Consider the following 11,240-nt stretch of genomic DNA (forward strand, 5'->3'; position numbering starts at 1 on the left):
TCGGCCTGGGCTCGGCTTCATCGGCCGGGAGGCAGAGGGCGGACCCTGCCGGGTGTGGCTAGGTGTGCTGTCTCATGACGTTGGTTCCACGAAGTTCTCAACGTGGGCCGCTGCGGGAAAGCATCGAGTGGTTCCGGCGGCTGGTTGGAGGTGACGCGGTAGTCGTTGCCGCCGGGGCGCGGCTGATGGGTGGCCAGTCTCCGAGTGCGGCGTGCGCCGCTCGTGGTTGCAGTAGGTGAGGAAGTCCGTGACGTACGCCGGGCGGGTGAACGTCACGGGGGTGGATCACCCGCACGTGTCATCGCACCGGTGGCCGGGGCGATCGCGGTGATATTCCTTGCCGAGGTTTGAGGCACGTGCTCCTGGCATGGGGCCCGCCGTTGCGGAGAGTCCCCCGCGTCCGAGCCCATGACAGGAATCTCGATGACGATCGTCCGCCCGTTCCCGTACCGGGTCGCCGGAATCCATGCGCAGATCGGTGAGGTGATGCCGATCGACGAGTGGGCGCGGCTGGTTCGGGTTCCGCACCGCTATCACCCCGAACGCAGTGTCAGCGGCGAGGAGATCACCCGGCTGATCGGTGTCCACGGCAAGAGCTGGGATGCCGAGCGGCGGTTCGCGTCGCTGGACGCTCTTGTGGAAGTGGCGCGCGGGGCGTTGGCCTCAGCCGATCTGCGGCCCGGGGATGTCGAGCATTTCGTGCTCTCCACCAGCTCACCGCACAGGATCATGCTGGACCAGGACAGTTTCAGCCTCGCCCGGCGCATCGGGGTGCCCGACGATGTCGTGCCGCTGCAGATGGGCGCCGGGTGCGGCGGGCTCGGCCGCGCGGTCGCGGCACTCTCCCGTACGGGCCTGAAGAACTCGCTGGTCATCTGCTTCAACGCGGTCAGTCCGATGATGGAACCGGACGGGGCGTCGCCGCCCCTCTACATCGACAACGCCCTGCACCCCTTCGCGAACACTCTCTGGTTCACCGGGGCGCTCTTCTCCGACGCGTGCACGGCCATCGTCTTCCGGCACGACGCCGACAGCCGGGGCCTGTGCCTGTACTCCCGTGACTCCCACTCCTTCGGTGAGGAGCCGGGATTCCGCGACTCGCTGGTGCACTATCCCGGGGGCGGACTGGAGAACCCGCCGTGCCGCCCTGGATCCGAGCAGATGTCCGCCTTCGGCCTCAACACGCAGGCTCTCGCCAAGTACTACGCCGGCGGCATGATGCTCAACCATCGGGCCCTGGAGGAGGCGATGCCCGGCTATGTGCAGGCCGTCCGGCGCATCTACACCCACCAGGCCGGACCGCAGATGGTGGAGAACTTCGCGGAACTGGCCCGGCTGCCCCGGGGCAAAGTCCCCACCAACGTGCGGCAGTTGGGCAACCTGGTCTCGGCCGCCACCCCCGTGCTCTTCTACACGGACTACCTCCACGACGAGATCGGCAACGGCGATCTCGCCTGCTTCTCGGTCGTGGGGGCCGGGCCCGAACGCGGAGCGTTCATCGCCCCCGTACACATCCCTGCCCCCGTCGCCCGCACCCGCCCCCAGGTGCCACGTCCCATGGACGCGCGGGACCCCGTGCAGCCCCGGGCGCGGGTCTGAACACAAGCAAACCTCGTCCGGGCGCGTGGAGTTGCCCCACGCCTGGACGGCCGGACCTCAAGGACAGGAAACGGCGCGATGGCCGACGAGACAATGCCAGAACTGAACGAGGCGGCCCTGACCGAGCTGCTGCACGGCTACTTCGGGGTACCGCGCGAGCTGATGCGGAGCGAGGCCACGTTCGAGAGCCTGGACCTGGACTCCCTGGCTCTGATGGAACTGGTCGTGGTCCTTGAGGAACGTACCGGCGGAGCACTCATCGACCGGCTCGGAGACCTGTCACCCGCCAGTACCCTCGCCCAGGCCCTGCACGTACTGCGCGCAGCCGCCACCCCCGCATGAGCGCCGCACGCGGTGAGGTAGCCGTCACAGGACTCGGTCTGCTGACCCCCGCCGGCAACGACCCCCAGACCGTGTGGAAAACCATGAGCGCCGGACGGTCGATGGCCCGCACGGACCCGTCCCTCCAGGGCCTGCCCGTCGCCGTCTCCTGTCCCGTCACCGGATTCGACCCGGACGAGGAACTCGGCCGACGTCTCGCCCGCCGGATGGACCGATTCGCCCACCTCGCCATCGCCGCCGGCCGGCGCGCCGTCGCCGACGCGGGCCTCGACATCGGCGGGCGCACCGCCGGCCGGATCGGCGTCGTCCTCGGCGTCAGCTCCAACAGCGTCTACACCTATGTCACGGAGTTCACCCGTCTCGGCCAGGGCCAGCCGACCAGAGTCTCCCCGCTCGCCCTGACCCGGAGCGTGCCCAGCATGGTCGCCGGCGAGGTCGCCATCGACCTCGGTGCCAAAGGACCCAACTTCACCGTCTCCAGCGCCTGCGCCTCCGGCACCACTGCCCTGGCCGTCGCCCGCGACCTGCTCCTCTCCGGCGCCTGCGATGTCGTCCTCGCCGGCGGCAGCGATTCAGGCCGCGCCCCGATGAACGTCACCTGCTTCCACCAGATGCGCGCCCTGACCAGCGGCACACCCCGCCCCGAACTCGCCTGCCGCCCCTTCGACACGGCCCGCGACGGATTCGTCCTCGGCGAGGGCGCCGCCGTCCTAGTCCTGGAACGCCTCTCACACGCCCGCGCCCGCGACGCCCGCGTACGAGCCCGGCTGCGGGGCAGCGGCGCCTCCGCCGACGCCCACCACCCCTTCGCCCCGCACCCCCAGGGTGCGGGAGCGGAACAAGCCGTGCGCCAGGCCCTGGCCGACGCCGCCTGCGCACCCGCCGACATCGGGCACATCAACGCTCATGGCACCGCCACCCGGGCCGGTGACACCGCCGAAGCCCTCGCCCTGCTCCGCGTCTTCAACGCAAACCCGCCTCCGGTGACCGCGCCCAAGAGCATCGTCGGCCACGCCCTGGGGGCGGCCGGTGCCATCGAAGCGGCGCTCACCGTCCTCGCCCTGGAACACCAAGAGGTACCGCCCACCGCCAACCTCTTCTGCCAGGACCCCGGCGCCGAGATGGACATCGTCACCACCCGCCCCCGCACACACGGCTTCGACCTCGCCCTGTCCACGTCCTTCGGCTTCGGCGGCCAGAACGCCGCCCTCGTCTTCGCCACGGCCTGAACAACAGTCACGCCCCCACACCTCAAATCCCATCGCAGCCCAGGAGCCACCCCACCACGAACCGCACCACGACCTCGGCCCTCTCCGGCAAGGCAATGAGAACACCGGCGTCCCGCCAGCCACGCAACCGCCCGCACACAGTTGGCCGGAGGCTGAACCGATGAACTCCGAGTCCAGGTCCGTCAGTTGCGCTCACGTCGCTGAAGAAGATCCACCGATCCAGCCCTCGCCATGAGGATGACCGTCGAAATGATCACGGCCCGCTTTCTGTCAGTTCCGGCCGACTGGTGCGCGCCGCGCACTCGGCGGCCTTGACCGTCGAAATCGACCTCGCCCACCAACTCCTGACCGGCCTCAATCTGCGCGCCACCACCATCAACGTCCGCCGGGCCGAACTCATCCGCGACGCCGGCAGCGACAGCACCGACGACCGGATCGCCGTGCTGCGCACCGAACTCGATGTCGCGGGCATCACCTCGCTGGCACCCGCGATCGAGCTCGCCGGAGCCTTCCACCAGGCCGTCCTCGACGACCACACCGCACTGAACGCCACCCTCACCCGGCTACGGGAAGAGACGTCCGACGAAGACCACGCCTACTTCGTCGACATCGCCCACTTCATGGCCGGCCTCCCGCTTCCCGCCGAACACACCGCACCCCGATGGCTCGACGGCGGACAGGCCACCCGCGGGCGGTGGCGCGACCTCGTCACCGCCCGGCGCGACTTCCTGCGCACCAGGCGGTAAACCCCGGATTGCTGGAGACGGGACCCACACGGCAGTGCCGCGGCGCCCCAGGCACAGGCAGGCCGGAGCTTTCCCTCCCGTCGGCGGACGACGGCCCCAACTCCGGGCCGCGGCTCAGCCGGTGGACCAGGCGCGCAGCTGCGCGGCGACTTCCTGGACACGGGCGCCCTTGTGCTTGGCGCGCATCACGAGAGTGAGGGCTTCCTCAGGCTCGTAGTGCAGGTACTGGCCGTTGGTGTTGAGGAACGCCTCGGCCACCAGCCACGCGAAGAACTCGTTCTTCGCCTCCAGCGGTTCGTGCAAGGCGACGGTCTCCAGCATGGCCGCGGCCTTGAGCCAGTCGCTCGTACACGTCACGGCCCATGTAGTGCGCCCGGACCCGCGCGCAGACGGCGTCCAGGACGCCCAGGTCGAGGCAGTCCGGGTCTCCCGGGAGACTCTGTGCGATCTGCAGAAGCTCCTGCGGAGTGAGGAACCGGGTCACGCGGCGTGGCCGTGAGACTGGCCCTCGTGCAGGTCACGGCTGCCCAACGGAGCGGGGTCGGGCCAGACATCCGTGCCGCTGCCGGCGGTGCGGGTGTCCTGGGTGGCGAAGACCTCGGCGAGCTGCGGAACGCGGTCGCGGGTCTGCCGCAGGGCGCGCAGGAACGGGTCGTCGGCGGCCGTGAGCGCCGCGTCGCGGACGAAGTCCTCGGGGGACTTGCCCACGAGACGGGCAGCCGCCTCGACCCGCGCGTACTCCTCCGGCCCGAAGGACGGCACCGGGGATCCGTTGTGGTCCATACGGGCGACGGTACCAGCGCAGCCCCGCCCTCAGGAGTGCCGCCATCACTCCGAGAACCTCACGCCTCGCGGGCGCGGAGGCGGCTCAGCTCTCAGGTGCACTGCTTGTCCGGGTGGGGCGGGGTACTGCGACCGCGGGTGATCTGGAAGTCGATGGGGATGTCGAAGTCTGATTTGGTCGCGTCGTTCGCCGTGGACTCCGGGAAGTCGAGGATCACCAGGCGGATCCACTGCCTGGACGGTCCGGTGACGGTCGACGGCGTCGTGCAGGCTGAAGGTGACGTCGATGGTCCGGATAACCATTGGACAAAAGTTGCGTTGTTGTATGTGCCGATATCCAGCGGAGCATGTCCTGGACCCTGGATGATGGGTAACTATTCAGTGACTGAAAGTGAAGAGGGGCGATGCCGTGGGGACCGCGATGACCGCACAGGAAACCGATCACGCGGAGGGACTCCCTCCGCACTGCTCCTCTGCGCACCACCAGGGCGGCGGACACCGCCGTCCGCGTTCCAGGGACGGCCAGTCCTTTTCGTCCGCCGTGTTCGTCGCCGCCTGCACGGCCTTCGGGCTCGCCGTGGCGACCGCGGCAGCTCTCGCCGCCCCCCGTTCCGCACGCACAGCGGTCTTCCTGGCCGTACAGATGGGAACAACCCTCCTGGGGGCCGCCCTGGGACTCATGCGCCGCACACGCCATACGGCAGACCCCTTGCCCGGGGTTCACTGGACTGCAGCCAGCGGACACCATGGCACAACCGTCAACGGCGGTGCGATCCCTGACGCCGGTTAGCACGGGGACCGCTCCCCTGCTGCCCCGGCGCCCGGTCCGTCCCCGAACGGCCGGCCCTGCGGCGGCTCACCGTCAGCGCACCAGCCCCGCCGGCCGATGTCACGGTCCCCGTGGCGATCGCCCAGCCGGGAACACCCGCCGCATGGGCCGCCAGCACGGTTGCGATCACTGATGCCGGCAGCAGCAGCACGAGCAGGGCGAACTGGACCACGGCAGGCCACGCCGTGTCGTTCTTTGCGATGAGCCGGGCCGAAAGACGGTCCAGGAAATCAAGAAAGCTTTCAGGCGGAGTATCTGAACGGTCATTTACCGTACCGGTTCTCCGGTCATAGATATTTGCATCATCCACAGACGGGCCGCGTGAAGTGCCGCGCCGCACCGCCCGCCGCCCTGAAGCGTGGCTTCCATTCGGGCGGGCCCCGTTCTGCGACGGGATATCCGGCGTTCCGGAACCGGACTCAGGCATGCCCGGTGCCGTGGTAAAAGGATCGGGCACCTGGAACTCCTGACTGATACACACCAACATAAAGCAGCACGCGCCGCCTCCACCGCACCGAGCGGCTCCTCAGCCGCCGGTCACGGGCACGATGCAGACGCACCAGGCACAGCCTGCGGAAATCCCCCGACCGCCGTTGCCTCTCCGCGCACCGTCCCGGCCATCAGCCCCGTGGAACGGCCGCACACGAACGGAAACACAATCTATAGCCCCAGGACTCCCGGCACGCGCGCGCCCAAGAATTCGGCACCGGTAATCGGAAACCTCTTGCGCCCCGACGACCGACAGCATGACCCGCTACGTGTCTGTGTGGACTCCGCGTACCGGCAGCAGGTTCCTCAATAGCGCCCGTTTCACCCCCGGGAGTGACACCACGCGCCCCCTCCACCGCGAAAGTTCCTCCGCGTTCCCGGATACCGGGAGTAACTCGAAACCGGTACGCCAGAAAGACCGGACTCCAGGCGCGATCTTTTTTGCCCGGTGCGGAACCTGTCGGCGCCCTCAAGGCCCGGACTTCACCACATGCCCCGGTGCGACGAGACCGAGCCCGCCATGACGCGTCCACGACGTACGCCGGGAACGGCCGCCGGTTGATGTGTGTGCTGCCGGTCCGGTACTGCGGCTTCTCGTACATGCCGCCGCACGGCCGGCATCGGGCCCGGGAGAGTGCGGCGGTGGGACCCATCCGGCCGCTTGGCTCAGCGCGGCATTCGGCGAACCGCTCTCCTCCTCCGGGACCGCCGTTCGTCCTGGAGCGATCTTGGGTGCCCTGCCCGCGTCGCGGCCCGTGACCTCGCCTCGGCAGCGGACGTTGCCAGGCCATGGACACCACACGTGCACACCACCTCACGCAAGAGTGCCTGGCCGCCACCCAGTCCGAGGACAAAGGGCGGCGTGGCCTGGCCCTACGGGCCTTGGGTGAACGACTCGAAGAGGCCGGCCCGGGCTTGTACGGGGAGCGGCTCCAGCAGGCGGTGGAGCACTCCACCATGGCTGCGACCGCGCATATCGCCATGCTCACGGGCTTGGACACCGAAGAAGCAGCCATCGTCACCCAGGCCCTCATGAGACGCCTCCTGTGAACAAACCCATCCGGAACAACTCGTCTGGTTTCTCGGAGTCGGCTGGGTGTGGCGTAATGGATCTGTTTCACATCTTTTATGGCGCTAGGTCGTTGATGCGGTGTCTGTATCAGTTTTCGATCCCGGAGCCCTCGTGCCCGCTCCCGCCGTACCGTCCCCGCCCGCCGGCCTGCTGGCCGCGCGAGTGCAGGACCCCTACCCCTACTTCGCGTGGCTGCGCCGGCATGCGCCCGCCTACCCGGATCGCAGACCCGGGCGTCCCGCCGTATGGCAGATCTCCCGCTACGACGACGTGCACGCGCTGCTGACCGACGGGCGGCTGAGCAAGAACCCCGGCCGGGTGCCGGGCTACGTTCCGGGGCCGGCCGGACTGAACCGGCATCTGGTCCACGCCGACCCCCCGGACCACACCCGCCTGCGCACCCTGGTGAACGCCGCGTTCGTACCGCGCCGTATCGCCAGGCTGGAGCCCTTCGTCGCGGACACCGCGAACCGGCTGCTGGACCGCATCGGGCAGCACACCCACATCGATGTGATCGCCGCGTTCGCGGCGCCGCTGACCTTCCGGATGATCTGCGCGATCCTCGGCGTCCCCGTGGAACTGGACAACGCGGCGACCCGACAGACCCTGATGGCCACCATCGCCCCCGCTGCGGGCTTGGACCCCGCACGGGTAGAAAGCGATCTGCACGCTCTGCTGGACATGCTGATCGCGGGCAAGCGCGAGGGCGGCGAGGCAAGCGAGGTCGACCTGCTGGGCGCTCTGGTGCGGGCCAGCGACGAGAGCGGGGCGATGAGCGAGGAGGAACTGCGCTCCACCGCCTACCTCCTGCTGCTGGTGGGACACGACACGACCATGAACCTCATCGGCAACGGCATGCTCGCCCTGCTGTGCAACCCCGGTGAGGCCGCCCGGCTCACCGGAGCCCAGGCCGGAGGGACCCTGCTCACCACCGCGGTCGAGGAACTGCTCCGCTACGACTCGCCGGTGCGGGACGCCACATTCCGGTGCGCCGCCGAACCCGTCACCCTGCACGGACAGCTGATCGGCGAGGGAGACATCGTCAGCCTCCTGATCGGCTCCGCCAACCGCGACGAGACCCACTTCCCGGACGCCGGCCGGCTCGATCTGAGCCGCACACCCAACGACCACCTCGCCTTCGGCTACGGACCCCACTTCTGTATCGGCGCCGCCCTGGCCCGCCTCGAAGGCGCCGTGGCCTTCCCCCTGCTGCTGCAACGCCTGGGTCCGGTGGCGCTGGCCAAGCCCGCCGACGAACTCCCCTGGCGCCCGGCCCGGGTGATGCGCGGGCTGGCCGCACTGCCCGTCGTACGGACCTGACCGCAACGGCCCGCACCGCCGGAACACCCCCTGACCTGGAGCACACCGGATGGACAGCGAACACTCCGTGCTGGTGACCGAGCCGCGTCCCGGCGTCCTGCTCATCACCCTCAACCGGCCCCATGTCCGCAACGCGATCGACCGGCCGCTGGCCGAAGCCGTGGACGCGGCCCTCACCCGCCTGGAGACCGACCCCACCCTGACCGTCGGCATCCTGACCGGCGCAGACGGGCACTTCTGCTCAGGCATGGACCTCAAGACCTTCCCGGCCGACGGCGTCCCGGTCGTCGCCGACCGGGGACTCGCGGGACTGACCCGGGCCCGCCTCGGCAAACCCCTCATCGCCGCGGTCGAGGGCGCGGCCGTCGCCGGCGGCTTCGAACTCGCCCTCGCCTGCGACCTCATCACCGCCGCCGACACCGCGTTCTTCGCCCTGCCCGAAGTCGCCCGCGGACTCATCGCCGCCGAAGGCGGAGCCATCCGCCTCCCCGGGCGTGTCCCCTACCACGTGGCCATGGAGATGCTCCTGACCGCGGCCCCACTGCCCGCCCCCGACGCCGCCCGCTACGGACTCGTCAACCAACTCACCCGCGAAGGCGAAGCCCTCCAAGAGGCCCTCACCCTGGCCGACCGGGTCATGGCCCCCTCCCGCGACGCCGTCCTCGTCACCAAACGGATCGTCCGCGACACCCGCGGTCTCGACGACACCGCCGCCTACACCGTCCAGGACCCCCTCAGCACCCCCGTCTTCACGACCGCCGCGGCAACCGAAGGCGCCCACGCGTTCACCGAGAAACGCCCACCGACCTGGCACCACTGAGAAAATTGGTCAAGCGGACGCCCGGCGTGATCCATACCGACGCCGACTGTCAGATCCTGCCGCTCCCCGGAGTCCGTCCGGGGCGGCGCTATTTGCCGTCCTACCGGTACCAGTACTTGACGCCCCGGTGGTGCGAGCACGTCCCGCGGGCGTGAGCACTGTAGGAGTACGAGCCGTCCTTGCATTTCGCGGCAGCGCCGCGCGGATGCGGCGAGTTCGCCTTGCACACACCTGTGGTGTGCCGCGCGCAGGACGCCGCTGCCGCGTCGCTCGCCGCGGCTACGGGCACCAGGAGCGCCCCCGCCATCACCGCCGCCGCAACCGTGCCCCGGACTTTCGTCAGCATGATTCCCCCTCTGAATGGTTCACGGAGGCGAGCATGTATCCGCCGGCTTCGGCACCCCGGCCGACCGGGCGCACTGTCACGGACCAGTGACCGCCGTAGCAGGGCCGTCGCCCTGGGTTCGAAGCACGCGAACAAGTGGCCGGGCCAGGACGCCTCCAAGTCCCGGGTACGCGAACCCGCTCCTCCCGCCCCCGTACGCGGGCTACCGCTGCCAGTACGACACCGGCTGGATCGCAGACAAGACCCGGTGGAGCCTGAGCGCGAGCGGACGCTTCGGCATCGACCGGAACGGCAACCGCACCGACCCGCCCGTCACCATCCACCAGGACTGACCGCATATCACGCGCCCGACGGGGCCAGGCGCATCCCGCGCCCGGCCCCGTCTCCCACACTCCGGCCCGCACCACACCTTGTGTGACTTACCGCCCCGAGAGGGTGAGGCAGGGCCGAGCGCCGGGCGTGGCGGCGGCCGGCACCGCTACGAAGATCACGGACTGTCTGTGATCTTCGAGAGGGAAACTCTGATGCGCCCCGTCCGTACGGCACGCACCGCGGCCGCCATCCTGTCCGTCCTCACCGCGCTGCTCTCCCCCGTCACCGCCCACGCCACCGAACCCGCACCAGTGCGTGCCGCCGCCCCACCCCGGCCCCAATGCAACGTCGCCACACCCGCTGTTGTGTACGAGCACTGGCGTGGTACCCGCCAGCACATACAGTACTGCCGTCAGACATCCAATCGGCCCCGCCGGAATCAAATCCGACGGGGCCGCTGCAGCATTCCTATACGCCAACTGTGGTGGACCAGAGAAATTCTATTAAGAACGCAACATCTTCTACCCGGCCGACTTTGCCACTTGGTTTGGATCTCTAATCAGGCACGCTAGGATAGATTCTGCGGACTCATCTAGAACAGCGATCACACGCCACGAATCGCAGATTATCGACAGAATTCCAACGCGCCCTTCGACTTCACCGAGGGCCCAGAATAGGGCATCCCACCCAATTCGCGATTCCCGAAATTCCGGCAGCGATTCAAACCTGTGCCGATAGATTTCCAGCAGCTCATGCGAATTGGGAAAGGTGACCTCAATATCGACATCCGGGTTGCTGAAGAGGGCCTGCGTCAACCGCTCGACAAGCCGCACAGGAACATCTAGGTCGGCCTGCTCAATGAGATGAGCCGCCCTTCGTCTAGTGATCGACTGCACAGTCATCACGGTCTCCAAACCGGATACGGGTTTCCTTGCATCGGCCCTTCAATCAACACTTCGAACTCACCCCTCAGATCCGGATCCGCCCACGGCTCATCGTTGACGTGGACGTGTGGGCGTCCGGCCGGAATTCTACTCTCGAGAACGACACCCACTCCCGTTTCTCCGCGGGTGGCCGCACGACGAGCCGCAGCTTCACTTGTTGACCAACTCGTGTAAATGCTTTCCGTATTACCAAGCTGGTGCGCTTCCGCTGAAGCCGTGCCGCCACGAGGAACAACCGATCCGTCAACTGCAGCGTCAAATCCCGGATGGCCTTCCGGAACACCTCGATAGACAGTAGTCCCGCCACCGCAGTTGGGTCTGTACGCTCACCGGTGTAATTGATGATCATGGAAGAGACATCAAGTGACTGACACCGTGACCAAGTCCGCGACCGCCGATGACCAGGCGG

Annotated in this window: 12 protein-coding genes; 8 read left to right on the top strand and 4 right to left on the bottom strand. The window is 68.5% G+C overall.

The window, feature by feature from the left end; genetic code table 11:
- The first annotated feature begins 423 nt into the window (after positions 1–423).
- From ACIRRY_RS49325 to ACIRRY_RS49340, 4 genes are all read left to right on the top strand, one after another.
- Complete coding sequence (locus ACIRRY_RS49325; protein WP_403986884.1) at positions 424–1,599, top strand: 3-oxoacyl-[acyl-carrier-protein] synthase III C-terminal domain-containing protein; 1,176 nt, start codon at positions 424–426, stop codon at positions 1,597–1,599.
- Positions 1,600–1,677: 78 nt separating this feature from the next.
- Positions 1,678–1,941: an acyl carrier protein gene (locus ACIRRY_RS49330; RefSeq protein WP_403986887.1), complete on the top strand. Its 264-nt coding sequence runs from the start codon at positions 1,678–1,680 to the stop codon at positions 1,939–1,941.
- Positions 1,938–3,170, top strand: coding sequence for a beta-ketoacyl-[acyl-carrier-protein] synthase family protein (locus ACIRRY_RS49335; RefSeq protein ID WP_403986890.1), 1,233 nt, complete (start codon positions 1,938–1,940; stop codon positions 3,168–3,170). The genes ACIRRY_RS49330 and ACIRRY_RS49335 overlap by 4 nt, the downstream gene beginning before the upstream one ends.
- Before the next feature lie 311 nt (positions 3,171–3,481).
- On the top strand, positions 3,482–3,916 hold the full coding sequence (locus ACIRRY_RS49340; RefSeq protein ID WP_403986893.1) for a hypothetical protein: 435 nt from the start codon (positions 3,482–3,484) through the stop codon (positions 3,914–3,916).
- A gap of 114 nt (positions 3,917–4,030) precedes the next feature.
- On the opposite strand, the gene ACIRRY_RS49345 is transcribed toward ACIRRY_RS49340, so the two are convergent.
- The 3 genes from ACIRRY_RS49345 to ACIRRY_RS49355 all read right to left on the bottom strand — a co-directional run bounded on the left by ACIRRY_RS49345 (position 4,031) and on the right by ACIRRY_RS49355 (position 4,917).
- Positions 4,031–4,273, bottom strand: a complete 243-nt coding sequence (locus tag ACIRRY_RS49345) for a hypothetical protein (protein ID WP_403986896.1) — start codon at positions 4,271–4,273, stop codon at positions 4,031–4,033.
- Positions 4,274–4,396: 123 nt separating this feature from the next.
- Complete coding sequence (locus tag ACIRRY_RS49350) at positions 4,397–4,699, bottom strand: hypothetical protein (RefSeq protein ID WP_403986898.1); 303 nt, start codon at positions 4,697–4,699, stop codon at positions 4,397–4,399.
- Between the two features lie 92 nt (positions 4,700–4,791).
- Positions 4,792–4,917: a hypothetical protein gene (locus tag ACIRRY_RS49355; RefSeq protein WP_403986901.1), complete on the bottom strand. Its 126-nt coding sequence runs from the start codon at positions 4,915–4,917 to the stop codon at positions 4,792–4,794.
- Positions 4,918–6,806: 1,889 nt separating this feature from the next.
- Between ACIRRY_RS49355 and ACIRRY_RS49360 the strand changes: the two genes are divergently transcribed.
- The 3 genes from ACIRRY_RS49360 (at position 6,807) to ACIRRY_RS49370 (ending at position 9,229) form a co-directional block, all read left to right on the top strand.
- The gene (locus tag ACIRRY_RS49360) at positions 6,807–7,067 is read left to right on the top strand and encodes a hypothetical protein (RefSeq protein WP_403986904.1); all 261 of its coding nucleotides are present in this window, start codon (positions 6,807–6,809) and stop codon (positions 7,065–7,067) included.
- Between the two features lie 133 nt (positions 7,068–7,200).
- Positions 7,201–8,409 carry a cytochrome P450 gene (locus ACIRRY_RS49365; RefSeq protein ID WP_403986907.1) on the top strand — a complete coding sequence of 403 codons (1,209 nt, stop codon included), beginning with the start codon at positions 7,201–7,203 and terminating at the stop codon, positions 8,407–8,409.
- Between the two features lie 49 nt (positions 8,410–8,458).
- Positions 8,459–9,229, top strand: coding sequence for a crotonase/enoyl-CoA hydratase family protein (locus ACIRRY_RS49370; RefSeq protein WP_403986910.1), 771 nt, complete (start codon positions 8,459–8,461; stop codon positions 9,227–9,229).
- Positions 9,230–9,329: 100 nt separating this feature from the next.
- Here the strand turns inward: ACIRRY_RS49370 and ACIRRY_RS49375 are convergent, their stop codons facing one another.
- A complete protein-coding gene (locus tag ACIRRY_RS49375; RefSeq protein WP_403986913.1) occupies positions 9,330–9,575 on the bottom strand; it encodes a DUF3761 domain-containing protein in 246 nt (81 codons plus the stop codon).
- Between the two features lie 86 nt (positions 9,576–9,661).
- Between ACIRRY_RS49375 and ACIRRY_RS49380 the strand changes: the two genes are divergently transcribed.
- Positions 9,662–9,907, top strand: coding sequence for a hypothetical protein (locus ACIRRY_RS49380; RefSeq protein ID WP_403986916.1), 246 nt, complete (start codon positions 9,662–9,664; stop codon positions 9,905–9,907).
- Positions 9,908–11,240 lie beyond the last annotated feature (1,333 nt).

It is taken from the genome of Streptomyces sp. NPDC101776 (assembly GCF_044766845.1).
In the GTDB taxonomy this organism is placed as follows: domain Bacteria; phylum Actinomycetota; class Actinomycetes; order Streptomycetales; family Streptomycetaceae; genus Streptomyces.